Origin of the sequence: Pseudoalteromonas aurantia 208 (genome assembly GCF_014858725.1) — a bacterium.
GTDB lineage: Bacteria > Pseudomonadota > Gammaproteobacteria > Enterobacterales > Alteromonadaceae > Pseudoalteromonas > Pseudoalteromonas aurantia.
Genome location: NZ_AQGV01000012.1, coordinates 2,216,835 through 2,243,647, shown reverse-complemented (window position 1 = coordinate 2,243,647; position 26,813 = coordinate 2,216,835). Strand labels below are relative to the sequence as shown.

19 protein-coding genes are annotated in these 26,813 nt (G+C 40.3%); 8 read left to right on the top strand and 11 right to left on the bottom strand.

Annotation, left to right across the window (positions count from 1 at the left end):
• Positions 1–236: 236 nt before the first annotated feature.
• Together PAUR_RS13635 and PAUR_RS13630 are read left to right on the top strand one after the other, a co-directional pair.
• A complete protein-coding gene (locus tag PAUR_RS13635; protein ID WP_192508233.1) occupies positions 237–4,394 on the top strand; it encodes a hybrid sensor histidine kinase/response regulator in 4,158 nt (1,385 codons plus the stop codon).
• 282 nt (positions 4,395–4,676) lie between these two features.
• Entirely contained in the window at positions 4,677–5,711 is a 1,035-nt protein-coding gene (locus tag PAUR_RS13630; protein ID WP_192508232.1) for a helix-turn-helix domain-containing protein, read from the top strand.
• Between the two features lie 61 nt (positions 5,712–5,772).
• On the opposite strand, the gene PAUR_RS13625 is transcribed toward PAUR_RS13630, so the two are convergent.
• The 4 genes from PAUR_RS13625 to PAUR_RS13610 all read right to left on the bottom strand — a co-directional run bounded on the left by PAUR_RS13625 (position 5,773) and on the right by PAUR_RS13610 (position 9,186).
• On the bottom strand, positions 5,773–6,621 hold the full coding sequence (locus PAUR_RS13625) for a hypothetical protein (protein WP_192508231.1): 849 nt from the start codon (positions 6,619–6,621) through the stop codon (positions 5,773–5,775).
• A gap of 34 nt (positions 6,622–6,655) precedes the next feature.
• Positions 6,656–7,450, bottom strand: a complete 795-nt coding sequence (locus tag PAUR_RS13620) for a hypothetical protein (protein WP_192508230.1) — start codon at positions 7,448–7,450, stop codon at positions 6,656–6,658.
• 34 nt (positions 7,451–7,484) lie between these two features.
• Positions 7,485–8,309: a hypothetical protein gene (locus PAUR_RS13615; RefSeq protein ID WP_192508229.1), complete on the bottom strand. Its 825-nt coding sequence runs from the start codon at positions 8,307–8,309 to the stop codon at positions 7,485–7,487.
• 655 nt (positions 8,310–8,964) lie between these two features.
• Positions 8,965–9,186, bottom strand: a complete 222-nt coding sequence (locus PAUR_RS13610) for a hypothetical protein (protein ID WP_192508228.1) — start codon at positions 9,184–9,186, stop codon at positions 8,965–8,967.
• A 443-nt stretch (positions 9,187–9,629) separates the two neighbouring features.
• On the opposite strand from PAUR_RS13610, the gene PAUR_RS13605 reads away from it, so the two are divergent.
• The gene (locus PAUR_RS13605) at positions 9,630–10,619 is read left to right on the top strand and encodes an FHA domain-containing protein (RefSeq protein WP_192508227.1); all 990 of its coding nucleotides are present in this window, start codon (positions 9,630–9,632) and stop codon (positions 10,617–10,619) included.
• Positions 10,620–10,794: 175 nt separating this feature from the next.
• Here the strand turns inward: PAUR_RS13605 and PAUR_RS13600 are convergent, their stop codons facing one another.
• The 5 genes from PAUR_RS13600 to PAUR_RS13580 form a co-directional block, all read right to left on the bottom strand.
• Entirely contained in the window at positions 10,795–12,024 is a 1,230-nt protein-coding gene (locus tag PAUR_RS13600) for a hypothetical protein (protein WP_192508226.1), read from the bottom strand.
• Positions 11,999–13,411, bottom strand: a complete 1,413-nt coding sequence (locus PAUR_RS13595; RefSeq protein ID WP_192508225.1) for an MBOAT family O-acyltransferase — start codon at positions 13,409–13,411, stop codon at positions 11,999–12,001. The genes PAUR_RS13600 and PAUR_RS13595 overlap by 26 nt, the downstream gene beginning before the upstream one ends.
• A 200-nt stretch (positions 13,412–13,611) precedes the next feature.
• Positions 13,612–15,171 carry a M56 family metallopeptidase gene (locus PAUR_RS13590; protein ID WP_192508224.1) on the bottom strand — a complete coding sequence of 520 codons (1,560 nt, stop codon included), beginning with the start codon at positions 15,169–15,171 and terminating at the stop codon, positions 13,612–13,614.
• Positions 15,172–15,213: 42 nt separating this feature from the next.
• Complete coding sequence (locus PAUR_RS13585; RefSeq protein WP_192508223.1) at positions 15,214–15,594, bottom strand: BlaI/MecI/CopY family transcriptional regulator; 381 nt, start codon at positions 15,592–15,594, stop codon at positions 15,214–15,216.
• Positions 15,595–15,880: 286 nt separating this feature from the next.
• Positions 15,881–17,149: a DEAD/DEAH box helicase gene (locus PAUR_RS13580; protein WP_192508222.1), complete on the bottom strand. Its 1,269-nt coding sequence runs from the start codon at positions 17,147–17,149 to the stop codon at positions 15,881–15,883.
• A 776-nt stretch (positions 17,150–17,925) separates the two neighbouring features.
• Between PAUR_RS13580 and PAUR_RS13575 the strand changes: the two genes are divergently transcribed.
• From PAUR_RS13575 to PAUR_RS13555, 5 genes are all read left to right on the top strand, one after another.
• On the top strand, positions 17,926–19,440 hold the full coding sequence (locus PAUR_RS13575) for a S8 family peptidase (protein ID WP_192508221.1): 1,515 nt from the start codon (positions 17,926–17,928) through the stop codon (positions 19,438–19,440).
• A gap of 30 nt (positions 19,441–19,470) precedes the next feature.
• The gene (locus PAUR_RS13570) at positions 19,471–20,250 is read left to right on the top strand and encodes a Hint domain-containing protein (protein WP_192508220.1); all 780 of its coding nucleotides are present in this window, start codon (positions 19,471–19,473) and stop codon (positions 20,248–20,250) included.
• A 65-nt stretch (positions 20,251–20,315) separates the two neighbouring features.
• A complete protein-coding gene (locus PAUR_RS13565; RefSeq protein WP_192508219.1) occupies positions 20,316–21,101 on the top strand; it encodes a hypothetical protein in 786 nt (261 codons plus the stop codon).
• Positions 21,094–22,554: a hypothetical protein gene (locus PAUR_RS13560; protein WP_192508218.1), complete on the top strand. Its 1,461-nt coding sequence runs from the start codon at positions 21,094–21,096 to the stop codon at positions 22,552–22,554. Before PAUR_RS13565 ends, PAUR_RS13560 begins: the two co-directional genes overlap by 8 nt.
• Positions 22,555–22,686: 132 nt before the next feature.
• Positions 22,687–24,309 carry a hypothetical protein gene (locus tag PAUR_RS13555; RefSeq protein WP_192508217.1) on the top strand — a complete coding sequence of 541 codons (1,623 nt, stop codon included), beginning with the start codon at positions 22,687–22,689 and terminating at the stop codon, positions 24,307–24,309.
• A gap of 55 nt (positions 24,310–24,364) precedes the next feature.
• On the opposite strand, the gene lnt is transcribed toward PAUR_RS13555, so the two are convergent.
• Positions 24,365–25,942 (bottom strand): apolipoprotein N-acyltransferase, encoded by a 1,578-nt coding sequence (lnt, locus tag PAUR_RS13550; RefSeq protein WP_192508216.1) that lies wholly within the window; start codon positions 25,940–25,942, stop codon positions 24,365–24,367.
• On the bottom strand, positions 25,920–26,798 hold the full coding sequence (gene corC / locus PAUR_RS13545) for a CNNM family magnesium/cobalt transport protein CorC (RefSeq protein ID WP_192508215.1): 879 nt from the start codon (positions 26,796–26,798) through the stop codon (positions 25,920–25,922). The genes lnt and corC overlap by 23 nt, the downstream gene beginning before the upstream one ends.
• Positions 26,799–26,813: the final 15 nt, after the last annotated feature.

Sequence of the window (26,813 nt, the reverse complement as noted above, 5' to 3'; positions counted from 1 at the left end):
ATTCATAGCGTTACGATCCCTTTTTGAAGCATTCATAGCAAAATCAAATACTAATCAAGCAAGTGCCAAGCGAGTTGTTTAATAACTCGTGGTTCAGTGCAAGTTCACCAGCTAGCCTAAAAGCTTTATAAAATTTAATATCTTAAGGATAGAAATAGTTTACGATATAAACTAATCTAAGATTACTTGCGTTTCATTTTTCATGTGATGAATTACGGCGGCTTCAAAAACTTCTTATGAATAAACAGTTCACTTTAATCCGCATCATCGTATTGCTTACAACAATAGCTTCAACGTATTGTTTTGGCCAAATCCCCATGCTTGCGAATGAATATTCTGTGAAAAAGCTCACCGCAGAAGATGGCTTTGTGTCCTCAGAAATTTATTCGATTATTCAAGATCAACAGGGGTTACTGTGGTTTGGAACCGCAGAAAATGGGGTGATGCGATATGATGGACGTAAAGTCACCCTGTTTGAGTTTGATAGTACCAGTACTAATGGATTGTCACACAATGATGCTGGCAACTTAATGCAAGATAGACATGGTAATGTATGGGTTGGTACCTGGGGCGGCGGTGCAAATCGATATGATCCACAAACGGGGCAGTTTGAGAATTTTTTGCATGATCCGAAACGCCCAGAGTCATTATCTGCAAACCGGATCCAGTCACTGTATCATGACTTAGATGATTCAATTTGGTTAGGTTCTTATGATAAAGGGTTAAATCGATACCTGGGTAACAACCAGTTTGAGCACATCGTCAAAGCCCAGCAAGGAAATTTAGGCTTGTCACATAATCGAGTCTGGGATATTGAAAATAATGACGTACATAGCTTATGGGTCGCCACAAGTTATGGTTTAAACTTGTATAATAAGACAACGCAAACCTTTCACTACTTCTTCCCGAATCCAGATAACAATACGCCCACAGGCGCTAATGAAATAAGACATATATTAAAAGCATCAAATGGGAAACTTTATGTGGGTACACAAAAAGGCCCTTTTATTTTTGAACCGGCGGTAGGCCAGTTTACACAACTTGGTGTTGTGGGTGAAAGCCATTTAGGTCAAGTAAATTCAATGATTGAAGATCATGAAGGGCACATTTGGTTTGTGACGAGTAAAGGTGTGTTTAGGTTGTCACATTTGAGCCAGAAAATAGAACAGCTTGATCTTGAGCACAATAGTGGCCTACGCGTGATTTTTGAAGATAATTCGAAAACAATTTGGATCACAAATGAAGTACATGGGATATATAAACTGGTACCACATCGAAAGTTTAAATCTATTAATAGCCCAGAACTTGTTGCACCTAATGGCATTATAACGGATGACAATGGTGATTTGTTGATAGTGACGTCATCATCTGAATTATTTAAATGGCATACTTCAACACAAAAGTTAGAACCACTTGCTTCTTCAATTTTTCATGCGCTTAATGGCTTTGACGAAAATCGATTATTAGAGCGACCAGTCTTATACCTCAGTGATGCCCACACATTATGGGTAGCGCAAGATGAAGGGTTAGCTAAATTTGATTTAGCAACGAAACACATAGAGTTATTAACGTACCCTGATACTGAGCCGCATCATGAAGAGTTTCGAGAAATACGGGCATTGAATGTTGATAAACACGGTAAACTTTGGATCGGTACCTATAAGAATGGTGTTTACACTTATGATATTAAGAATAAGAAATTTAGTCACTTAGATGAAAAGCTTGGCCTGTCACATCCGGAAGTTTTGGAGATATACAAAGATAACGCACACAATATGTGGGTTGGTACCGGTGAAGGTGTCAATTTGTGGCTCGAAGAGCGTCATCGTTTCCAGTCTTTCATAACTAACAAGTACAAATCAGATAGTTTATTGGGCAGTATTGTCCAAGATATACATCAATCACGAGATGGTAATATATGGATTGCCACACAAAAAGGGCTGAATTTATATCAACCACAATCGCAGAGTTTTACCCATATAAGCACGGAGCATGGGCTACCAACCACATTAATTCGGGCCATCGCTGATGATAAAGAAGGTAATTTGTGGTTAACCACGAATAAAGGTGTTTCTAAGTACGCGCCGCTGACTGGTGATGTGGACAATTTCGACAGCCAAAATGGTTTACTCGGATTAAACTATTACCCTAGTAGTTTAATTAAGGGTAAAGATAATACGCTATTTACGAGTAGTCAGAGGGGAATAGAATACTTTAGTACCTTACCCCTTGAGTTGAGTGAAAGTGAGCCTAACTTGATTTTAACGGGTTTTAGTAAAATGGGGCAGTCAGCAAAGCTTGGCATGCCATACTCTTATGTAACTGACATTGAAATATCTTATCTAGATTATATTTTCTCTTTTGAGTTCTCTGTGCTCGACTTTATTTCTCCTAGTAAAAATCAATACGCTTATAAATTGGTTGGGTATGATGATAATTGGATTGAAATAGGCAATAGAAATACGGCTTCATTCACAAACTTAGATGGTGGCTCGTATCAATTTCAGGTTAAAGCAACAAACAGTAATGGCAAGTGGGGAGAAAATATTCTCTCTATTAACTTGTATGTGTCACCGCCGCCATGGCTAACGTGGTGGGCATACTGTTTATATGCACTGATACTTGCGTCAATTATTTTTGTAGTTATTTACATGCGGACCCGCTTGCAAAAAGCGGAAATTATTCGACAGAAACAGTTTGTTGTGCAACTCGAAGAGCAAGTATCAGAAAAGACGGCATCACTCGAAACACAAGCGCGCGACTTGGCCGATGCGCTACAAGAAGCGGAAGCTGCGACACAGCTAAAATCAGAGTTTTTAGCCAATATGAGCCATGAGATCAGAACACCCATGAATGGTGTTTTGGGTATGCTAGACATTTTAAAGAATACTGAATTGACCTCAGAGCAAGCCCATTCGGTCAATATAGCCAGTGCAAGTGCACACTCCTTATTGACTTTAATAAATGATATTTTGGACTTTTCAAAAATCGAAGCAGATAAACTTGAATTAGAATACATCGATTTCGATTTAAGAAAACTGATTGAACAGCTATCGGAATCAATTGCTTTGCCCGCTCAAAAAAAAGGGGTGGAGATCATCCTAGATTTAGTCGATATCCATACGCAACACGTTAATTCTGATCCCGGTCGTATAAGGCAAATTCTCACTAACATATTAAGCAATGCGATTAAGTTTACCGAGCAAGGAGACGTTACCATTAGTGCGCAGCTTGAAGCCACGAATGATGCGGATCAATATGTATTTAAATGCCTTATTCGAGATACTGGAATAGGGATCCCCAAAGCGAAAATTTCCGCGTTATTTGATTCTTTTAGTCAGGTTGATACATCTACAACAAGAAAATATGGTGGCACGGGGCTCGGACTCAGTATCACAAAAAGGCTGTGTCAATTGCTCAGTGGAGATGTGACGGCATCAAGTGAAGAGGGGCTAGGGAGCTGCTTTACCATAACATGCTTGGTGAACAAAAGTACTGTTGAAGGGAAAGAAACCCCATCGTATGAGCACCTAAACCTAAACCTACTTATTGTTGATGGAAATGCCTCTAGCATTGATGCGCTTCGCAAACAGTATGAGCTGTGGGGAGTGAAAGTGTTTCAAGCAATGACTGCAACCGATGCCATACACATGTGTAATAAACATTCTATATCTAATGATTTGGCTAAATTCGATACTGTGCTTTTCAATAACAACTTGCCTGACATGACGGGTGAATTGTTGGTGAAAGCGCTTAAAAAAGAGGAAAAGTACGCGAATTTAAAGCTGGTAATGATGACTCAGTTAGGTGAGCAGTATGATACCAAAGAGATAGAGAAAAGTGGGGTGAGTAGTGTCTTTTCAAAACCAGCTACAGCTTTTGATTTACTTAATACCTTAGCGATTACCAATGAAGAGATCAAAGCTACTTTATCTGATGGGCACCAGAGCACACAACAAGCAACTCATGATGAGTTGACTATCAGTGATAATGAATGGGTTAAGCGGACTCACGTACTGTTAGTCGAAGATAATAAGGTTAACCAGCTTGTTGCATTAAGAGTGTTAAGTAATATGGGATTAATAGCCGATGTGGCTGAGAATGGGGCGGAGGCATTAAGTAAACTCAAGGAGTCAAATAATACTCGCCCTTATACCGTCATTTTGATGGATTGCCAAATGCCTGAAATGGATGGCTATGAAGCGACAAAGCATATCAGAGAAGGGCAAACGGGTCGTTATTATATGTCTATTCCAATCATTGCTATGACCGCAAACGCCATGCAAGGAGATAAGCAAAAGTGCTTAGACGCCGGTATGGACGACTATATAACGAAACCAATAGATGCGAGCAATGTTTTGCAAGTCGTACAGCATTGGGCCAATCAGGTTTAAGCAGTGACAACCTCCCGTTTATTTATGAGAGTTTATACCTAGTTAAATCGTTTGGCGTCTCACATTTAATGAGGGGAAAGCCATCGTGTCACTTTATAGCAATTCACTTTTTTAAGTTCAATTAAACGCTAGCGAACACATTCTTCTTAGTCATTAATGTATTGATTTGGATCTAAAATGGGTATTTAAGAAATGAAAACGAGGCTTTTTTGTAGCTAAAATGTAATTTATTTTGAGGTGGACGGTCTAGTACGGTAATAAAGTCAAATAAGGAATGTTGAAATGTTACAGATTTTTATTGAAATTACTCGTAACTTTTATGTATTAACCCTATTGTTAGGCTGTTTACTTTGCTTTTTGCTATTAACAAATAAGTCTAAAACTCAAGCGTGCAGCTTATTAAGTGTGTGGATTCTAGTTTTTACTTTAGAACTTGTACAAGTTGCATTAATTTTTTTTAATGTTGTTCAATATAAGTCATACCTCACTTTTGACCCATTTTATGGCCCTTTGTTTTACTTGTATGCTAGATCTTTAATTCACAATACGCGGCTGTCTCATAACGACATATTTCATTTATTACCTATTTCAGCGTCTTACTTATTTATGTTTACATGGCCATTTTGTTTTGGTGTTGTGTGCGCTTTGGGCTACTCAGTGTATACGCTGATACATCTTAAACAGCCGATGTTTACGCAAGAGACTCGCAAAAACTTAATTTGGTTGCGTCGCTTGAGCCAATATCAATTGAGTACTTGGGTTATTGTTTTTGCTATGTTGTGTATCGATAATGTGTTTCCGGTGCCTTTGAGCAAATGGGTATCACTTGCCAGTTATATACCTATGAGCGTAGGCCTGTTTATTCTCACTTACCTTAACTTAACGAAACCTAATACAGTGCAACGCTTATCTTCGTTGGAGGATATAAGCAGCCCTCAAAACAAGTTCAAATGTGCGGAGCACGTCGATTTAGTGAAAAAATTAACTTATGCGATGCAATCTGAAAAGTTGTTTTTGAATCCTCAATTGAGCCTTTCAGAGCTGGCTGAGCATATTAAAATTAATAACACCGATGTATCTGCAACGCTTAATATATGCTTACAAATGAGCTTTTATGATTTTGTTAACCAATACCGCATTGATGAAGCTAAGCGGCTGTTATGTAAAAGCAGGTGTAAAATTTTGGCCGTTGCATATGACGCAGGGTTTAATAGTAAATCTAATTTCAACCGCTTATTCAAAGCGCATACGGGTGTCACGCCCAGTCAATATCGTAAACACAGTTGTGCTATTGAAAGTCCGCAGTTTGCTAATTAAAAGTACCGTTTAAGCCATACTATCTTGTATGGCTTAAACGCACTTTTAGGAGGCTCGTTATTTACTGATTAGAGAAGAAATTAGCCCCTGCTCGATAGTCGTGCTTGCCTGTAGTACTGCGCTTTAGGCCGCCAGCGACAGTGGATAGTTCACCGTTTGCTTCGTTATCTCGGCCACCAAGTACTACTGCGGCACGGGCTGTGGCTTTGTTCTGTGAGCCACCAACAACCACTGCAAGTTCACCGGAGGTTTCATTAAATTGGCCACCGCTAATAGCCGAAGCGCGCGCTTTTGCGGTATTGTGACGACCTCCAACAATACTGGCTAAATGCGCTTCGACATTATGAGATTCTCCGGCAGAAATACTGCCCCAGCTCACGCCTGCGGCAATGGTATTACCTGCGCCACCAAAAATGGTGCTGTAGTCACCATGTGCTTCATGGTAAGAACCCGACAGCACTGTTGAAGCAATCCCATTGACTTGATTGAAGACACCTGCGACAACGGCAGAGCGGTTTGTTACTCGGTTATTCGCGCCTGCTATAATGGCACCCGTTGACTGGTAACTATGGCCATCTCCAATAACTAAGTTATGAGAGCCTGTATGAGAGTATGCAGGGATGCCAGTGGAGGTATTAATAACGTTATAGCCAAGAATTAGGTTACCTAGTCCATTGGCTGAACTTGTGCCATCAGACTTTTGGTGTGTTTTATTACTGCCATTGGCTAAATGCAAGTTACACCCATTGATCACAAGCGTGTTATCTACTTTGGTCATACATTGTAAAATTGCGCGTAACGCGTGCTCGCTTTGTATAGGGTCATGGCCATGGTCATGTGAGTTAGCCATTACACTGCCAGCTGTGATGCCGAGGCCAATAAGTACTGCGATTTTATGTAGGTTGAACATAGTATTTTCCTTAAATTTTATTTGTTTCGTTGCATTACTTTTCAGAAAAGAAATAACCGGCTTGATAGTTATCTCGGCCATGAACTGCGCGTTTTAGACCACCACCAATGGTCGATGTGAAGCCATTAGCTTGGTTCGCTTCTCCACCTAAGATAGCACTGAGTTCGCCTGTTGCTTTATTGTTTATCCCACCAGTAATGCTAGAGCTTGGCCCAGTTGTGCTGTTTAATGTACCGCCTAAAATGACCGAGCTTTGTCCGGTTGCGATGTTTTGCTCACCTCCGAGTACCATTGAGAAGAAATTACTCGCTGTATTTCGTTTACCGCCAGCTATGACGGCAAAGTTATGCAGGTCTGGCGTGTGGTTTTCTTGGCCAGCTAAAATGACAGAGAAGAGGCCTTCTGCGGTATTTGATTCTCCTCCCCAAACGGCGCTGTGAAAGCCTTTAGCTGAGTTGAACCGGCCTGCGACAGTCACTGATTCTGCAAGTGCGTTGTTGCTATCGCCTGCGACAACTGAACCAACAGATGTGTATTGGTGAAAATCACCAACGACGAGGTTATGAGAGCCGGTTTTTTGCGCGTAAGGGCTATCAGCTCGGTTATAACCTAAAATGACATTGCCTTTACTATTTGTTTCATTGTTGCCATGTAAGCCGTTGACAACTTGCACATCACAGCCTGTAACGACCAATGTGTTATGCACTCGGTCTAAGCATGAAAGAATGTCTATCAGGGCTGTTTGCTCTGCTTCTGTAAGGGCGGCATTGGCGGCCATTGAACTGGTTGACAGTGTAATAACAGCCGCTAATTTTGATAATGTAGTCATGGATATTTTCCTTTAATGTGGTCAGTGACGGTGTTTAGTTTTTTGCGTTAAAATGGCCAGCTCTGAATTCTTGCCATTCTGTGGTTTGTCTGTCAGCACCACCTGCGATGGTAGACTGAAATCCATCAGCTGCATTGTTTTGCCCGCCCAGTACAACAGCTGCTTCTGCTGACGCTGAGTTAAATCGACCACCGGCAATCACCACTTGCTGCTTGGTAATAACATTGTCTTCACCGCCTAGGATATTGGCTTGTAATGCATTGACCACCTTATTGCGAACACCCCCAGAGATAGTACTGTATTGACCTCTTACCTCATTATGGTTGCCACCTAGTATCACCATATGCGCAGAGCTAAAATCAGAAATTGTATTATTATTCCCGCCAGCAATGCCGCTTAGTGCGCCTTTAACGACGTTACCTAGACCGCCTGCGATGGTGCTTCGCTGGTAATGAGCGTGATCGATTGTGCCCGACGCACCAGTGGCAAAACTTGAGTCGCTTGAAACGAAATTGTTTCTGCCAGCGATAAAAGAGCCGTTACCTGTATAAGTATGGCCGTGTCCTAAAATGAGGTTATGTGAACCGCTAGCCTGCGGTGATGGGGCTGAAGGGGCCGTTGCGCCATTGTTATACCCGATAATGAGGTTACCTGTACCGTTACCGGTATTGGTATCACCAGAACCATTTACAATTTGCAAGTTACAGCCATGTATATGGATGGTGTCATTGGATTGCGACATACACCCTAAAATTGCATCTAATTTGCTTTGCTGATCGGGTGTTAAATGATCTGCACTGGCATTAAGTGATGCAAAAGCAAGTCCTGCAAAAACTGTATATTTAGTAAACTTAGTCATATCTATTATTCCTGTCGTTCCTTTAGAAAGTACTCATCAATTATGCTTATTCGCTCAGTTAATGAGGCCATGTTGTATCGATGTGAAAACGTATTCTCGTTAACACCGGAATAAATTTAACGAAAAGATAAAGCATTGACGCCCAAATAAATTGGATAAGACCCTTTAATTTAATAGACTTTCAATGTATTGATTTTATTTATTATATTTTTTCATTACGGAGAGGTTAAAGTAGGTAAGACTTTACTTGAGACGTTTTTGGATTTTATTTAGCAAAAAAAGTGGAGTAGGTTTGAGTATGTTGACCTGTTAACGTTGCAAATGAAATCATCAGTGATGAAATAGTGGGGTAGTGGAGACTTTTTAAATATTGTCCCATCTTAAATACGCAAAGGGCGCGAAGTTTGTTAGCTTTGTGTCAATACGAGTAAGCCAATATCATAGAATGCGGTTGAATCGAAGGCCCTATAGTTACAACACAGGCTATAGTGACTGAGGGCTACTCTATGATTTGGAAGCTGAGAATACAGCACCTGAGTTGTACGAATCACTGCAAGTCGTAAATATTTTAATTGAGGTTGCTTTGCCAAGCATTAAATACTTTGTCATTGCTATTACGTGCAGTGTTGCCGTGTGCTGCACTGGGTCGTCGTGGTCAGTGGCTATGTTTGATCCCCCTTGATATCCGGTCATTGCCACTGCCAGGTGGTATGGCGTCACTTGAGTTGCCGTCAAAAGTTAAATCATGACAGCCGCCGGTTTGAATGGTGTTTTTGCCATTTGTACCGTATACCGTCATATTTGAGCGCTTGCCCGCTAATAGGCTGAAAGATAAATATTTCATATGTTGATTTGATAGTGTTTCTTCAATTGTCATGGCACTTCTATTAATACCGTCAGAGCATAAGCTCCAAAACATTGCGTGAGAATGTGAGCTAATACACATTAAGGTTAAAGTTGACATAGTGAGCGAATGTTTATCTAGCATGCTTATTATATTTATGATGGATTGAATACGAGTGTAAGGTAAGGCGTAACTGTGCAAGCAATATCTATATCAATACATATTGGTAATATCGAAAACACATGGACATTATCGGTTTGGGGTAATAATATCCTCGACCGCCAAAACGAGCTGTGTGACATTTGGTGTAACCGACGCCTCTATTGATATTTTCAGAGTTTTGAGTATGGCTTAGAGATTTAATTTCCAAGTTATGATTGGATTATTGTGATGTTGGCTGGCAGCTTGTTAAGAGCAATTTAAATGATAAGGCTTTGTTTTTTTATTGAATACTTTCTATTTTCAAAGGGGGGGCTATGGCGTATTTGTTATCAAATCTGGATAGTACTAAGCTGTATTTAAAAGCATTTCACTGTATAGGCCGGCTGCATCAGTCAGTTGATAGCTGTGTAGATCATCCTGAGATATCAAGAATGCATGCGATTATTGAATGGCTTGATGAAAAGTGGTGGATTCGAGATGTGAGTAAGAATGGCGTATGGATAAATGATCTCAAGATTAACTCTAAGCAACCACAGCAATTGCAACTCAATGATACAGTCTGTTTAGCCAATGTTTCCGGCGCGACGTTTAAGGTCGCAAATTTAAGCAGCCCACAGGATGTTTTAATTCCGTTTTACGATGAAATTGAGCAAACGAATACAGTAGATGAAGAGTTGTTTTTACACCAATATCATCTATTACCGTCACAAGAGAGCCCCGATGTTGTTATTTATTATGATAATGTCGCTAAGCAATGGTGGTGTGAAAATATTGCTGATATGCAAAGTCGGCCAATCAGGGATGGTGAGCAGCTCAACATTGGTAGTACGAGTTGGCAATTGTTGCAAATAGTTAATAGGAGCACCGAAGAGACAGTTGATATAAGTGATGAGTCAGGGAAAAGTTTGAGTTTTGTTTTTCAAATAAGCCAAGATGAAGAAATGACAGAACTCAAAGTATACTGTGATGAAGAGGTTATTGATTTGGATGTTCGCAGTCACCATTATTTATCAGCTTTACTTGTAAGGTATAAGGCGGATATGGAGAAAAAAGGCATTTTACAAGGATGGGTGTCAATTGAAAGGTTATCGAGAGATCTCGGCATGGGTGAGAATCATGTCAATATCCAAATCCATCGAGCTCGAAAACAATTTGCTGATGCAGTGTCTTGTTTAGGCATAGAAGTACCTTTATTTATCGAAAGAAAAAAAGGGCATGTACGATTTTTTTCAGATAGATTTAAAATATTTAAAGGCAGTAAATTGGAGTTCAGTACTGATAGCCTCAAGCATTTATCATTGTAATATATATGAATTGAATTTTTACGGTAAATAATAGAAGTACTACGATCAGTCATGATTTGTGATGGTTTAACAAACACAGATAAATAAATGAGGGCTATTACCTTCGCTCATGGGAAAGGTATTTTAAAGGCGGCTAAGAGACTGACTCACTTGAGTGAGTCTCTTTTTAATTAGATTATAGACTCTTGGCATATTCCTTCACTAAAAAGTCTGTATAGGCAATATCACCACGGTAACGGGATAGGTGTGTGGTGTCTCTGAACATATCAGGTGTGACCGCGTTAATATCTTGATGATTTTTGATTGTAATACCAGTAGCCTGTTCTATTTGCTGAATTGCTTGAACTAAGCGTTGTTTGCCTGCTGCTGAATAAGTAATATAACGACTGTTTTTTGGCAGCATGACCACCTCAACAGTATTTGAAAAACGCTGAAAGTTTTTCACAATGTTAATAAAGCTTGTAATTAAGCGCGGCTCAAAATGCATGTCTTCAATGTCAGTGGTACGAATACGACTGAGCCGGTCATTTTTCATCTGGGCGTCAGTTTGTGTAACTGCATAATACTTATCAAATACTTCAAGAGTGTGGGCTGCACGCTCTTCAGGAATAGTGCCAGCGCCTTGCCAGGGGTAATACCACTCTTCACCTTGGTAATTAGGATATTCTTTCTTAAATAATGTATTTAACTCACGACCTAATTTGCGACGTTCTAGGGTAACTTTCTCATTATCTTGAAAAACATCTCTTCTAAATGGTGGAAATATTTCTCGCGCATAGTAGCTGGTGATCATCTCAGCAGAGACATGATTACGAATATACTTAATGTTGTATAAATGCACCCCACGAGTTAGATCCTCACGTAATATGCGCCATAGCTCATCATTGTTGGCCAGCATTGTAATGTAGGAGTCAACAGTAAATTGAGCTCGCTCCCATCGAGTAGTCGTAGCTTGAAAGGGGTTAAACTCAATGAGTGCCAGTTTTAATTGCCTATTTTTAGTGACAAATTGTTCAGCAATACGTCTTGAAAGTAAATCTTGGTAATAGGGGTTTAAGCCGCCAAAGCCAAAATTAAAAGAAGTGATGTTTTTCCCCATATTTTTTAAATCACGGTCAAACTTTCGGGGCGAGAAGCCAGCTCTTACCATAGAGGAGCCATAAAACATAACGAGATCATTTGGCTCGGCAATAATGTTTGGAAGGGCTGCTTTTGCCTGTAATACTCGGCCTAAAATTCCTTGTTGATTTGCGCCGTTAGCATCCAGTAATACGCGTACTAACCCCATAGCTGTTACCATAACTAACGTGATAGCTAAGGTTATTTTCATAAAAACACGTCGGCTTTGTACGGGTGTGCCGATGTTTGAGTTATCTTGATCAGAATTGGAAGTAGATAAATTCATTACTCGGTTCTCCTATTAATAAACACAGGGCTTGACCCACAATGATAACAAACCAAAATAGCCCGTTCTTGTTCTCTAATTTGTTAGCTGATTTAATAACATAGTGGTCCATAACATGAACCAGTAAAACCCATACCGCGGTTAGTGCGAAAATAAGCCACGCATGTGCGCCAAGTTCCGTTGCACTACCGATGGTGTGTAAATTACCAATAATGGTGACGGCACTGTGCATATCAGGCGCCCTAAAAAATACCCAACCAAGTAGAATTAAGTAAAAAGTGACGGCCCATTTAACCAAACGAGTCGTTAACCGATTACTGTGATTAAAGCGAGTGAATAAAGGTTGGCTGGCTAAGTAATGGGTTAAGGTAATAATTGCGCCATGAAATGCGCCCCATGCCAAGAAAGTCCACGCTGCTCCATGCCATAAACCACCAAGCAACATGGTGATAAATATATTGCGAGTGCGTTGGTTATATCGGTTACCACCCAGAGAAATATATAAGTAATCTTTGAGCCAACTTGATAACGAAATATGCCAGCGTCGCCAAAAATCCACAGGCGAAAGGGCAAAGTAAGGCACCCTAAAATTAAGGGGGATGTTAAAACCGAGTAAGATGGCAAGGCCAATTGCCATATCGGTATAGCCTGAGAAGTCACCGTAAATCTGCCCCGCAAAGGCAAGTACTCCGGTCCACATCTCTAGTGTGCTTAAAGATTCCTGGGCAGCAAATGCTTTGTCTGCGGGGATTGCGAGAATGTCAGCCCCAGTTTTTTTAATTAAGCCAACAGTGATGAGCAAAAAACCATGCTTTGCTTCGTCCCATTTGGGCAGAGAAATTTTGTGCATTTGTGGCAAGATATGCTTAGCTCTGAGGATTGGACCTGCAACGAGTTGTGGAAAAAATGATAAAGCAGCGATGAACTCAACTAAGCCTTTACGCGGTTTTAAGTCCCCTCGATACACATCAATAGTGTAACTTAAGCTTTGGAAAGTATAGAAAGAAATACCAACAGGGAGCACCCATGACAGTGTTTCCAATGATGCGTTGTAGCCAATACTGGATAAGAGTGCAGCGACAGATTCGATGGCAAAATCAGCATATTTGAAGACCGCTAAAATGCCCAAATTAATGGTCACTGAAAGCATTAGCCAGCGTTTTTTATTTTTTTTGTCAAGCGAATTAGCCATAGCTTGGGCAATGAAGTAGTCGGCAATACCGCTACCAACGAGCAAAGGGATGAAGCTATAATTCCATGCGCCGTAAAAAACTAAACTGCTAATAAGAAGACAATAAAGTTTGGGGGTTTGTTTTAAAAACACAAAGCCATAAAATAAGATGAAAATACAAAAAAACCAGAAAAATAACGGAGTGTTAAAAATCATACAGACCTCCATTTTGTTGCATCTGGTTAAGACTATTTAAGAGGAAATACATACGAGTCTCTTTTTTTAGAGACGAGTCTGCTGAACCCAAGCATAAGTTAGGAAAAGAATTCTCGTCTTTAGGTTTAATTGGGTGCTAAGTCAGCTCAGTATTTGAGTGACATACTGGGTATATGCTAATGGTAAAATAACGTCTCTCGTTATTTGATGGCACCTTGGTCAATCAGGTAATCAGTGATCTTTTGATCACGAGACATATTCAATGGGCTTCGGATTTTATTCCCATCGGACATACCCGTATTAACGGATAAGTTCACATCGGCACCTTGGCTAACGAGTAAGCGAGTCATTTCAAAAAAACCTCTTCGAGTGGCATTAATTAAAGGCGTTTCGTCGCGTCGTACAACGGCATTGATATTTGCACCGTTATCAATTAAGAGTTGAGCAAGATGAAGGTTGTTGGTCATCGCTGCATTAATGAGAGGGTTGCCGTCGCCATTTGATGATTGATCTACGTTGGCACCTAATTTAATTAATGCTTGCACCATTGCTTCATTGTTTTGCTTCACGGCAATAATGAGTGCCGTACCATCACCAATCGCAGGAATGTTAATATCAACGCCTTGATTTTGTAGGTGTTGAATTTGTGTAATATCGTTGCGCATAACGGCCGCAATTAATTGCTCACCTTCGGTCGGGGGCAGCAATGAATAATGTAAGGCGTTTTGTCGCGTATCACTAATACTCACCTGCGGGACAAATGCTTGTGATACCTTAATGGTTGATGCTGATACAACAAAGCAAACCGCTAAAATACTGATGATGTTAGGTATCTTCATTTTTTTACTTTGAAGTACAGCAGTAACACGGTTGTTGAGTTCTTTTTTTTGGTTAAATAATCCCATAGCTAATACGCTCCTGTTTTGGGTTATCATTAATTTTGCGCAATCAATCAGAGATTGTGCATATTGTTTGTTGTTATTGAGTTGCTTTACCGCACGTAAATCACACGCTAGCTCTCGGTCAATGTGAATGCGATTGTTTAATATGCGAATGACAGGACTCCACCAAAAAGCGATGGCAATAAACTCTTGAAGATAGTTAAACCATATATCATTACGTTGAATATGTGCTAGCTCATGTAAAATGATAGGGGTGAGCTGCTCAGTTGATAATTGAGTCACAATGTTTTTAGGGATAATGATTTTTGGCTTTATTAAGCCCACAACCATAGGTGAAGCAGCTTGTTTTGAGCTGTAGAGTTTAACCCGCGTGTTGGTGATTAAGTTACACACGTGAGCATGTTCGGTGCCTTGACATGTTTTGAGCAATCGACGCGTGCGTATAAAAGACTGTAATACCGAAACGCTGCGCCATATACATCCCACTAGCCACACACAGACCAATAACGTTAGTATCGTACTGAATTGAAAGACAATCTCACTGGGCATATGCCACAGTGATTGATGAGTACTTGTTGGCACCGTGACGTCGTAATTGTGTAAAAGAGTGATAGGGTTAGGGTCTGCATTTATGGTTGAGTGTTCATCGATAATTTTGTTGTCAAATAATGAGCTGGTGGACAGTAAAGTAATAGGCACAATGGTGGAAGTAATAAAAGCACTCATTAATACCCAACTGCGCATTTCTGCGCTAGAGCGCAATACTTTATTTAGTATGAATAAAATGCAGATTAACACGCTACCAATGATAACGTGGTGCAACGCTAACGTGGTTAATAGAGTATATTGCGCTATCATCTGAAAGTCCTTTGATTAGCTGTAAATTGAACGAAAAGCGGATTAATCGTCGGCGCGATCAATATGTTTTTGTAACTCGGCCAAATCATCTAATTCGATATCAGTTTCCTGTATTAAATGCTGAGCGAGTACTTCAGGCGAGCCCCCAAAAAACTTGTTTAACAAGGATGTCAGAGCACCCTTCCTTGCTTCTTTTTGAGTAATTTTAGGTGTATAGATAAATGCCTTTCCTTCTTTTCGAAAGTCGACATAACCTTTGTCTGCTAAGATTTTACACATGGTTTGTACAGTCGTATAAGCGGTTGCTTTTTCTTCACTGAGTGCTGCAGTGATTTCACGTACTGAGGCTTGCTCTTTGTGCCACAGAATTTCCATGATGCTTTGCTCACTGTCGGTAAGCTGGGTTGATTTTTTGCGGGCCATTTTGTTTCCTACTAATTAATTAGTTTTAAGTACTATAGCGATAGCCTAAAAGATTATCAACTAATTAATTAGTTTTTATCTTAAGAAGAAAAAGATGAAGGGCTGAAGAAGAGATTTTTAACAATGTGTAATAAGCGCTCAGTAGGAGTGAGATAAAAGACGATTTAGGTACAATAAACCCATACTGGTGTAAGCCAATATGAGTTTATGAAAGTGACATTAACACTATTTACTATAAGGTTTGGAAGGACGTTGAATACATTAAAGCTTATAGAATAACGGAGTGTTATTTTCTGCGCTTATGGCTCGATGTGGTTTTTGAGTGGCTCTTACGGCCTGAAAATTTACCATTGCGGCGAGGCGTAGGGTCAGCTTCGAAATTACCATATTCATCATCGTCATATTTGACGACGGTGGCTTTTTTAGTGGGTGCAAACCCAGGAATAACTTCTTGGCTAAATGTTCGATTAATCATACGTTCAATGGCGAGTAGTTGTTTTGTTTCACTGGTACTCACCAATGAAATCGCGAGCCCTTTGGTGCCCGCACGACCAGTACGGCCGATACGATGTACATAGTCTTCAGCAATATCAGGGACCTCAAAATTAATGACGCAAGGAAGTTGGTCAATATCAATGCCACGAGAGGCAATATCGGTCGCGACTAGGGCTTTAATTTTACCGCTTTTAAACCCCTGTAATGCATGAGTTCGAGCATGTTGTGTTCTATTTGCATGAATAGATGCGGCGGGAATGTTCGCATGTTCTAATTGCGAGACTAACTCATCAGCGCCTTTTTTGGTGCGACTAAAAACTAAGACTTGACGCCAGTTGTTCGTTTTTATCAGGTGGATCAGTATTTCACTTTTTCGTGCTTTATCGACAGGGTGTACCTTTTGCCGAATTGTATCTATGGTGCTATTTACAACACTTACTTCAATAAGTTGGGGGTCATTTAACATGCTACTAGCGAGTGTTTTGATTTCTTGTGAAAAGGTGGCGGAAAACATCAGAGTTTGCCGCTTTTTTGGCAATAAAGAAACAATGTGCGAAATGTCTTCAATGAACCCTAAATCTAACATACGGTCAGCTTCATCTAATACCAATACTTCGAGTTGTGCAAAATTAATGGCTTTTTGGTTGTATAAATCAATCAAACGGCCAGGTGTGGCAACAAGGATGTCTAACCCAGCTTGAAGAGCAGCCATTTGAGGTTCAATCCTGACCCCACCAAATACCGCTGTAGAACGCAAATTCATGTGGCTACTGTAATTCTCGACACTATTGGCGACTTGTGCGGCAAGCTCACGGGTTGGGGTAATGATCAACGCACGGACATGATTTGCTTGCACTGGGGAGCCATCAGATAAGCGTTGTATAACGGGTAACGTGAATCCAGCGGTTTTCCCCGTGCCAGTTTGTGCTACTGCCATAACGTCACTCAAATTAAGTACTGCAGGAATTGCTTTTTGTTGTATTGGTGACGGGGTTGTATAGCCTTGTGCAGAAATAGCTGTGAGCAACTCGGTGCACAAGCCTAAAGAGCTAAATGACATAGCGATAAATTCCTTGAACTGAGTAAGGTGTCAGTTGGTTAGTAGAGTAACAATGGATACAAGAAGCAAAGCGGGTGTGGAGCCTCCTCGAAATAAACGTGAGAAGCATACGACCAAGTTACCCTTTTGACATTTTTGTTATGCTAAATGACCTTAAAATTAAGCGTAAATCTTTTGTGCTTTGCACAGAACTTGTGACGAAGTATCAGCGTTATGATAGCGGACCATAACGTATTCCAACAGCCATTTTTAGTAACTTACAAACTAGCAACACCTGTTTTTGCTTATTGCGTTACGGCTGATGGGCAAAGTGCACTTGTATGACTGATAAAAATGAATGCTCTAGCCTGCAATTAAGTACTCACATCTATATGTCTTCAAAATACAGCAAGTGGTCTAAATAATAAATTATTCAACAATGTCCCTATATCGATCTTTATATTATTTCGATACTTAAATTGGTTTGTTTTACACATTAATGCTTATTATGGCTTTAATTTGCTGGGTTATTGGCTTTTACTATTTTTTACCTAGGAAAAAAGGATGTTATGGTGAAAAAATTCTTACTTTATTATGTTGAATTTATTAATTAAATAAAAACAGTGTTATTTTTTTGTTTGTTTTATGTTTATTTTTATTTTTTTATCTGTCAGGATTTTATTGCACCTCATTTAGGGAGCATGTGGATTGTCTCTGAAGTTTGTAGTAGCGATTATTACTATTTGTTCGGAGGGGTGTAATTAACATATATCTAACAATCACAATAAGGATAAATCATGAATAAATGGAAACTTACGCCTATCGCGCTGAGCCTGCTAACAGGTACCGTGTTTTCTGCTCAAGCAGCGGAGTTTTATAGCAATGCTGAAGGAACTAAGGCGATTGAACAGAGTTATATTGTTGTTTATAAAGTGCCACAAGTGGTTATTAACAGTGATAAACAAGCAAAGTCAGAATTTACAGCCAAAGTTACCGATAGACTCAGCGCTGAAATAGGCGTTGAAGTCCAACGCGAATATTCAGCAAGTTTATCTGGTGTGTCAGTTATCGCCAATCCAGACCAATTAGTTAAATTGCTAGCCCACCCTGATGTTGATTTTGTAGAGCAAAATGCGGTTGTTTCTGTACAGCCAATTAAGTCAGATTTTTCGATGTTACAAAATAACCCTGTTTGGGGTTTAGATCGTATTGACCAAAGAGCTTTACCATTAAATAACAAATATGAAGCGCCAAACCAAGGTTCAGGTGTGACCGCATATGTTATCGATACTGGTATATTGAATAGTCATGCTGAATTTGGTGGTCGTGCCAGCAGTGGGTATGACTTCGTTGATAATGATGGTAATGCATCTGATTGTAATGGTCATGGAACGCACGTTGCTGGCACAATCGGTGGCTCTGTTTATGGTGTGGCAAAAAATGTAAACCTAGTTGGCGTTCGAGTGTTGAATTGTCAAGGCTCAGGTACTTATGCAGGTGTTATTGCAGGTATTGATTGGGTTGCTAACAATGCCAATGGACCGTCTGTCGCTAATATGAGTTTGGGCGGTGGTAAATCGCAAGCTGTTAATAACGCTGTAACGAGTGCTGTTAATAAAGGGATTGCATTTGTTGTTGCTGCGGGAAATGAAAACTCTGATGCCTGTGGGCGTTCCCCTGCAAGCACACCAGTGGCAATCACGGTTGCATCTTCTACTTCGAGTGACCGTCGTTCAGGGTTCTCAAACTATGGTAAGTGTATTGACGTATTTGGGCCTGGATCTTCGATAAAATCGGCTTGGATAGGATCAAACAGCGCAACCCGTACAATTAGTGGTACATCAATGGCTGCACCGCATGTAGCTGGTGTTGCTGCTTTGCAGTTAGCTAATGACCCTTCATTAAGTCCAGCTCAAATAGACAACGCTTTGTCTTCTGGTGCAACGCCAAATGTGATCGGTGACGTAAAAGGTTCACCTAACAAGTTGGTATACGCCAAGCTAGATGGTGATGATGGCGGCTTGGTTAAAGTTATTAGTGGCGCTAAAAATGAAGATAAAGTATTCACTTATGATGTTCCGGCCGGTACATCACGGTTAAATGTCACTCTGTCTGGCGGTACGGGTGATGCAGATTTATATCTAAAGCATGGTATTGCGCCTTGGCCGCTAGATAACGACTGCGCATCAGAAAACCCAGATACTTCAAACGAATCATGTGTAATTAGTAACCCTAAAGCGGGCACATGGTATATATCCGCATATGGTTACTCTGCGTTTAACAACGTAACTCTTAAAGTAAATCATCAATAAAATTAGTTAATAGTTAAAAAGGAACTGAACATGAAAGTACTATCTTTATTTTTTGCTGCAATAGTGAGTTTGTTTGCATTCAATGCGAGTGCAACGATGGATTTAGCTACATACTCTAACCGTGCTCAAGTTGATGCGGGTGTAGCTGGGCGTTGTGTATATCAACCAATTTCTCAAAGCGAGTGTCACATGAGAATTAATTGGGCTGTAGATAATGGCAAGATCTCTCGTCGCGCTGCTGATTGGGGTAAAGCAAATGGCTTCTATCCAATCATTGACTTTTTCAGCCAAAATATTGCAGCAGTATGTAAGTGTGGTTGCTTTGAGCAAGATACACTTATTCGTGTATTGAAGGATGGCTCAATTCAAGATATTCGTGCAAAAGAGCTAGATAACTCATTTGGCCTTGTCGCGTTATCAGGCGAAGCGACATTAAACGACTTAGGTACTGACTCGTTTGAAATGAAAACTCGTACTAAGGGCCCTGAAACTCCAGCTTTATATGTATTTACATTTGAAGATGGTAACGAGCTAAAAGTTACTCAGCACCACGGTATGTTGTTAGGTGACGGTACTATGATTTCTGCAAAAAATGTTAAAGCTGGCCAAACGATGCTAAATGCACAGGGAACTGAGCTTGAAGTAACATCAATCACTCGTGAGTTCACTAAGCATGATGTTTACAACTTTGAGACAAATGGCGACGCTAAAACAAGCCACATCATTGTTGCAAATGGCATGTTTGTGGGTGACCTTACATGGCAAAATCAGCTTCATGCTGACCTTGGTAAAGTAATTATTCGCAAGTAACCTTCTAAAGGTAAAGGGAGCGCAGGCTTCCTTTACCTTACGTTACATTTCTCTGGAGGTTTAAGATGGGTACAAAAAGGATCGTTCTATCGACAGCATCAATTATAGTGTTCGTTGGAGCTGCTCTTTACTATATGGTCGATGTTGAGCATAGTGGATTAAGTAAAAAAAATGATAATGTGGTACAGCCTTTAATAACAACGAATACAGCCAAGCTTGAGCAAATTGGCGCAAAGATTAGCGACAAAATCGATTCTGAAAAGCCTTTACCAAAAAGTGGTGAAGTTAATACAAAAGAGCGTATGTTAGTTGCTTTCGAGCGTATGCAAATGTCTGTTGGAAAATTTAATTCATCTGCTTTTATGAAAGCTGAATTACAAGAGTTATTAAAAGATTCTGATACTGTCGACATTGCAAAAAACACTTTACTTAATTTAGAAAGCGCGAGGCAGAACTTTGGGGAAGAGCAAGCTTTAGCACGAGTTTATTCAATCAAGCTGCTTGAGGAGTTGGCAAATCAGGGTGAACCGTACCAATTGTATGATACCACAGTTAAGCTGGCTGAAGTACTTGACCAGCAAGCCTTAGATAACCAAGCGTTTCTGAAACGCCAAGATTTAGACTTAGAAGAGTTGGTGCATGCTTCAATTAATACGTTTGAAGAATCACAGGTACTTGAACATCCTGAAACAGTGATGACTGAGCTCGGCTACAGTGATGAGCAACATGATCGGGTACGGAAGATATATGCAAATATTTTTGGCTCAGTTTTTCTAAGAAACTCTAGTATTGATGAGTCTATCGCGCGCGTACAAGCATTATTTAACAAACAAGGATCTAGTAATGGTTAAGTTATCAATAGTGAGTGCATTGATGTTCGGCACTTCTTCACTGCCAGCTCTTTCATTTTCTCATCCAACTAAAGTATTCAGTGATGAGTATGTAACTCAAACAGTTGACTGGATATCGCAAGAAGGTATTCAATGTGAGCAAAGTGCGCATACCATGTGTGATACTACCCATGTTGAATTCAATGATGGTGCGCATGACCCAGCACGCGTTGATAGTCGTCAAACGGTATTAGTCTTGGACTCAGGCATGGATTTGGCAAGTGTCTTAAGGTATCGTAGTCGGATCAAGGCACATTATAGTTATGATGTGTCATCACAGACATTTGTTGAGAGTAATCCAAGTGTTGCTATCTCCAAGTTGGGTAAGAAGTTATTGACTGAGTTAGATCAATTTCAATACACAGACTTTAATACTCAACAGCAGAAGCCTGGTTTTTTGGCTTCAGCATGGTTAAGAGATTTAGCACTCGCATATGGTGCTGCGGCGCCTGCGGATACAGCGGATCATGTGACCGGAGTGACGCATTTTAGTCATGGCTCTAAAGTGCTTGGTTATTTGGCTCAGCATAATCCTAAAGCGGAATTTGTATTAATTGATACAGCGAGCTTTTTACCGCTTTTGCAGCATAAATCACTGGTGTGTGATAAAGATCATGATGCGCTTTCATCTTATATGCAAACTGCTGCAAGCTCGTTACGAACAGACGTGATAGATGAACATGGTGTTGAGTATGTAAACTATTCTGGCGGTTTTACACGTTCACATGTGCAACAGGCGTGGCTGCGAAATGAGTGTTCAGGTAATTTGTCAGACTCTCGTGCGCAAAAATTGTTGGAGTCTTTGAAGCCGGTTTATCAAACTTTATTTGAGTCACCAAATACGCTGGGGATTCAATCAGGAAAAAGGGACGCGAGCAATAATGCTGACGCATTAGATGTTATCGAATATGTGAATAGAATTCGAGTTCAGCCTTATACAACAGAAACCTTCGATACTAATGTTTCTGTGTATGGCGACTCTGGTTGGCAACATGTGTTCGATAAATTTAAAAGTGAATTCGATGGCAATCAAAGCATAGATATGTACGTCAACTTCGGTTATGGTCGTGTTAATTTTTTTCAGCGAAATCAAACGCCTAAAATGACTTCTGATATGTTTGGCATGCAGTATGCTCCTGACTGGGCTTTATTGTCTTCGTCTTGGGCCGCGCCTGTTGTTACTTCACATGCAATCAATACACAAAGTAAAGTTTATGAGGTCAATCCTCATGCCGTATTTTCACCTAATTTGCTGAAAAATCAATTGATTTCATACAATTGTTATAACTATGGTGGTTATTACTCTTGGAGTTTGTACCAATTTATTCGAAACGGTTCGAACCAATGCAGAATTCAAGACCCCCTTAAGCATCGCTCAGATGAATTGAACCGGCTGGGATATTTAGCCCAGTAACAATAAATAACAATTGTTATATTTTATTATTTCAGATGTTAATATATATTATTCGTAGCTGATCATTTTCAGTTACGAATAATTCATGAAAATTAGTCTATCACTGAGTGAACTTAATGTGGAAGGAGTCCTATGATAAAGTTACAACTTAGAACAGCTGCAATCGCCCTCGGTGCAGCCTCAAGTATTTTCCTTTTTGGGTGCGGTTCGTCATCTGATAATGAACTCCCACAGCCCCCTGTAGCAGAGCTGCCCGATCCAGTAGTACCACCAACAGATCCTGTCGTACCACCAACAGATCCTGTCGTACCGCCACCAGAGCCACCACCGGAACCGATAGATCCGATGGTTTCTTTACAGGCACTTAAAACTCAAAGTGAAGGTTATATTTCAGATAAAAAGCAATGGTTTAGTGATGAAGCGGTTGATTGTAATGTAAATATCACTGAACAACATGAGCTGTGTACGGTTGAAAGTATATCTTTTTCTAATGGCAGCTTTGATGAAGTACGAACGGATAATAAGCAAACGATTATGGTATTGGATGCAGGGATGGAGTTTCAAGCTATTTTGCGTTATCGCAGTCGAATTAAAGCCTACCTTAAGTATGATGTGCAAAATAAGGCGTTTATTGAAAGCAATCCTAGTATTAAAGTGACTAAAGTGGGTCAACAGTTGATGTCACAACTAGATACCTTTACTTTTGAGGACCCCAATCAAAATGGCGCGATGGTTCCGGGCTTTATACCTGCTAAATGGTTAGAGGAACTTGCGAAGGTTTATACAGAAAAGGTACCTAGTGACATCTTTGATCCCGATACCAATATGATATATGCGACACATGGGACTATGGTGCTAGGGTATTTGGCGGAGCATATTCCTAAAGCTGAATTTGTGTTAGTTGACACTGCGAGCTTTTTACCATTTCTGCAGCACAGTGATTTAATGTGCAATAAAGATAGCAATGCATTGCTGTCGTATATGCAAAGTGCAGCGGATTCTCTTAAAGCAAATGCGATTGATAAGTATGGTGTTAATTTTGTAAACTTCTCAGGCGGTTACACACAAGATCATGTAACGAATGCCTTTAATAATAAGTGTGAAGGTACGTTGCAAAGTGGTGAAGCAACCTCTTTATTATTGGCGGTTAAACCTGTATACGATGTGATGTTTAGCTCAACGGATGTGTTGGGTATTCAAGCTGGAATAAGAGGGGTTGATGAAGCGAGTAGCGTGTTAGATACGGTCGCTTATGATAACCGTGTCAGAGTCGCTTCTTACACAACAGTGGAGCAAGACTCCCCATTGGACAATGATGGAAAAGTTCAGTGGCGGGACGTTTTTAATAACTTTAAACAACACTTTGATGGGCATGAGCATATAGACTTGTATATAAATTTTGGAATTAAAGGGTTTAACTCTGATGTGACCAATAGCACTCCTAAAATGATATCTGATGTTTTTGGTATGCGTTATGCGTCAGAGTGGGAACTTCACTCCTCTTGGGCAGCGCCGGTAGCGACCTCTTATGCTGTGTATCAACAGAGTAAACTCATATCAGAAGATGAGCAGTGGCAATTTCAACCGAGTGATATTATTCGGAATATGGTCCCACTAGCATGTATGAAAAAAGATGATGATGTGGCGGATGTTTTGAACTTTATTCGAGATAACGGGGCATGTCGTATCCAAGATCCACTCAAATTTAAAGGAGATGAGTTAAACCGTCTTGGGTTCTTCTCTCTCCCTCAATAACTTTTAAGTCGAGAGGCTTTGGTGTAAAGCTCTCGACTGCGTTGTTTGATCCCTACTACAAAAAATGTCGTTCTAACTTAGCGGCTACAAGCCGCTTTGCATTGACTAAAATCACACTGATTAACATACCAATCACAATCCACCACATTGGTGTTTGACCATGTCGGCTGAATGGGGAAATACCGCTAATGAGTTTAACATCTACTTTTAACACATCATCGGTAAATTGTGGCAAAGAGGTTTGAATTTTTGATATTGGGTCAAATACACCGGTAATTCCATTGTTGGTGACGCGTATTAATGGACGTTGTAGTTCTAGTGCGCGCATTCTCGCAATCTGCATATGCTGATGGGGTCCGTGGGAGTCGCCGAACCATGCATCATTACTGACAGTGAATAGTAAATCAGACTCTTCTGTAAAATTGTCTCGCACTAATTCACTAAACGCGATTTCATAGCAAATAGCCGGTAGGATATTCAGCCCATTAGCAATAAGGTTTGTTTGTACGCGTTCACCACGGTTAAAAGATGACATTGCCAAATTAAATAAAGGGGCTAACGGTCGCAATAGCTCTTCAAAAGGAACAAACTCTCCGATAGGTAGTAATTGGTGTTTTTGATATCGGTTTGGGTGCAGGTATTGGTAATGCCCAGTTTGATCATTGTTATTCTTTTTACCTAATACTATAAGGGTGTTGTATACGGTTTTAGTGTTAAATTGGTAGTCAGGAATACCCGTAATAACCGCGGTATTATTAAAAGCAGCAGCTTTGTCTAGCCCTTCTAAAAAAGGGTATGCGATGTCTTCTATTTCAGGAATCGCAGCTTCAGGCCAAACTACTAAATCAGTGTTTTGCCAATGAACGCGCGTTATATCGCGATACTTTGACATAGTCGGCCAAAATTGTTCAGGCTCCCAACGCAGGCTTTGCTGAATATTACCTTGTACTAACAGCGTTGTAATAGTTTTGTGATTGTACGAAGGTGATTGTACAAAGTGGCTAAGCAAAAATAGCAAGGAAACGGCGATTACAGTAAAGGTAGATAATAAATATTGCCGAGCAGTGACGAGCGCATATAAACAAGCGCCGAGCAATACGCACATTAGCGTTAAGCCCATTTCGCCAATAAGGGGGGCAAGGCGATTAAACGGGCTGTCTGTTAATGTGTAGCCAAAGCTGAGCCATGGAAAACCAGTTAGTAGCTTGCCCCTAAAAAATTCGAAAATAGCAAAACCACTAATGAGTAAAAATACGCGTTGCCATGGTGCTCGGCTAAACTTATGTGCACATAAAAACGCAAGTGTTGGAAACAATGCTAAATATCCACACAATAGCGCCATAAGTAATAGTGAAACTGGCAAGGGTAGCCCACCAAACTGTGAAATAGAGACATGCACCCAGCTTATCCCTGCAGCAAACCAGCCAAAGCTAAAAATAAAACCATATTTAGCTGCTTGTTTTGAGTATTGAACATCAGTGCAATAACAGGCAATAGCTATGGCTACAAAAACGAGAGGCCAGAGGTTAAATGGCGCATAAGCAAAGGTCAGCGATAGGCCTGCAAAGAATGCAAGCCATGCGCGTAAATCTTTAGAAAGGGTAACGAGTTTATTCAGTTTCTTGTTCAACATGCTCGGTCTTGGGTACGCTGACCTGTAGTTGAATAATACGACGATTATCAGAATTAGTGACTTTAAATTGCAAGCCGTCTATATCAATTGTTTCACCCCTACTTGGCATATGGCCAAAAGCATGGAGAATAATCCCGCCAATCGTATCAGCTTCTTGAGTATCATAACCCGTTTTGAAGAACTCATTAAATTCATCAAGGGGTGTTAGCGCTTGCACCATATATACATGCTTTGATAATTGACGAATATCTTGTTGTTCTTCGTCATCATCATGCTCATCTTCGATTTCGCCAACAATAATTTCAAGAATATCTTCGATAGTAACTAAGCCTGATACACCACCGTATTCATCAATAACTATGGCCATATGATAGCGCTTTTGACGGAACTCATTGAGTAACGTGTCAACGCGTTTACTCTCGGGTACGACAATCGCTGGGCGCAAATATTCTCGAATACCAGGCAAGGCTGCATCTTTATTTAAGATCAGAGGTAATAAATCTTTAGCCAGCAATATACCTTCTACATGATCTTTATCTTCACAGATCACAGGAAAGCGTGAGTGCGATGATTCAACCATACTTGGTAATTGCTGCTCTAACGACTCATCTACATCGAGCGTGATCATTTGTGAGCGCGGGATCATGATATCGCGAACTTTTAGTTCTGAGACACCTAATACACCTTCCATCATATCTTTTGTTTCAGGATCGATTAAATCACGTTCCTGAGCATCAGCTATGACTTCTACCAACTCTTCTTTGTTTTGGGGTTCCCCTTGCAGCATCTGAGTGATGCGTCCCAACCAGGTTTTGCTAGAAGAACCCTGGCTACTATGCGAGTTATCGTCGCTCATTACTATGTCTTACTC

What these genes read in the sequence shown, in the direction of transcription:
- PAUR_RS13555 (WP_192508217.1), top strand. Translation starts at nt 22,687, where the DNA reads ATGATAAAGTTACAACTTAGAACAGCTGCAATCGCCCTCGGTGCAGCC.
- PAUR_RS13635 (WP_192508233.1), top strand. Translation starts at nt 237, where the DNA reads ATGAATAAACAGTTCACTTTAATCCGCATCATCGTATTGCTTACAACA.
- PAUR_RS13590 (WP_192508224.1), bottom strand. Translation starts at nt 15,171, where the DNA reads ATGATAGCGCAATATACTCTATTAACCACGTTAGCGTTGCACCACGTT.
- PAUR_RS13565 (WP_192508219.1), top strand. Translation starts at nt 20,316, where the DNA reads ATGGGTACAAAAAGGATCGTTCTATCGACAGCATCAATTATAGTGTTC.
- PAUR_RS13575 (WP_192508221.1), top strand. Translation starts at nt 17,926, where the DNA reads ATGAATAAATGGAAACTTACGCCTATCGCGCTGAGCCTGCTAACAGGT.
- PAUR_RS13585 (WP_192508223.1), bottom strand. Translation starts at nt 15,594, where the DNA reads ATGGCCCGCAAAAAATCAACCCAGCTTACCGACAGTGAGCAAAGCATC.
- PAUR_RS13595 (WP_192508225.1), bottom strand. Translation starts at nt 13,411, where the DNA reads ATGATTTTTAACACTCCGTTATTTTTCTGGTTTTTTTGTATTTTCATC.
- PAUR_RS13625 (WP_192508231.1), bottom strand. Translation starts at nt 6,621, where the DNA reads ATGTTCAACCTACATAAAATCGCAGTACTTATTGGCCTCGGCATCACA.
- PAUR_RS13600 (WP_192508226.1), bottom strand. Translation starts at nt 12,024, where the DNA reads ATGAATTTATCTACTTCCAATTCTGATCAAGATAACTCAAACATCGGC.
- PAUR_RS13615 (WP_192508229.1), bottom strand. Translation starts at nt 8,309, where the DNA reads ATGACTAAGTTTACTAAATATACAGTTTTTGCAGGACTTGCTTTTGCA.
- PAUR_RS13605 (WP_192508227.1), top strand. Translation starts at nt 9,630, where the DNA reads ATGGCGTATTTGTTATCAAATCTGGATAGTACTAAGCTGTATTTAAAA.
- PAUR_RS13580 (WP_192508222.1), bottom strand. Translation starts at nt 17,149, where the DNA reads ATGTCATTTAGCTCTTTAGGCTTGTGCACCGAGTTGCTCACAGCTATT.
- lnt (WP_192508216.1), bottom strand. Translation starts at nt 25,942, where the DNA reads ATGTTGAACAAGAAACTGAATAAACTCGTTACCCTTTCTAAAGATTTA.
- corC (WP_192508215.1), bottom strand. Translation starts at nt 26,798, where the DNA reads ATGAGCGACGATAACTCGCATAGTAGCCAGGGTTCTTCTAGCAAAACC.
- PAUR_RS13620 (WP_192508230.1), bottom strand. Translation starts at nt 7,450, where the DNA reads ATGACTACATTATCAAAATTAGCGGCTGTTATTACACTGTCAACCAGT.
- PAUR_RS13610 (WP_192508228.1), bottom strand. Translation starts at nt 9,186, where the DNA reads ATGACAATTGAAGAAACACTATCAAATCAACATATGAAATATTTATCT.
- PAUR_RS13630 (WP_192508232.1), top strand. Translation starts at nt 4,677, where the DNA reads ATGTTACAGATTTTTATTGAAATTACTCGTAACTTTTATGTATTAACC.
- PAUR_RS13560 (WP_192508218.1), top strand. Translation starts at nt 21,094, where the DNA reads ATGGTTAAGTTATCAATAGTGAGTGCATTGATGTTCGGCACTTCTTCA.
- PAUR_RS13570 (WP_192508220.1), top strand. Translation starts at nt 19,471, where the DNA reads ATGAAAGTACTATCTTTATTTTTTGCTGCAATAGTGAGTTTGTTTGCA.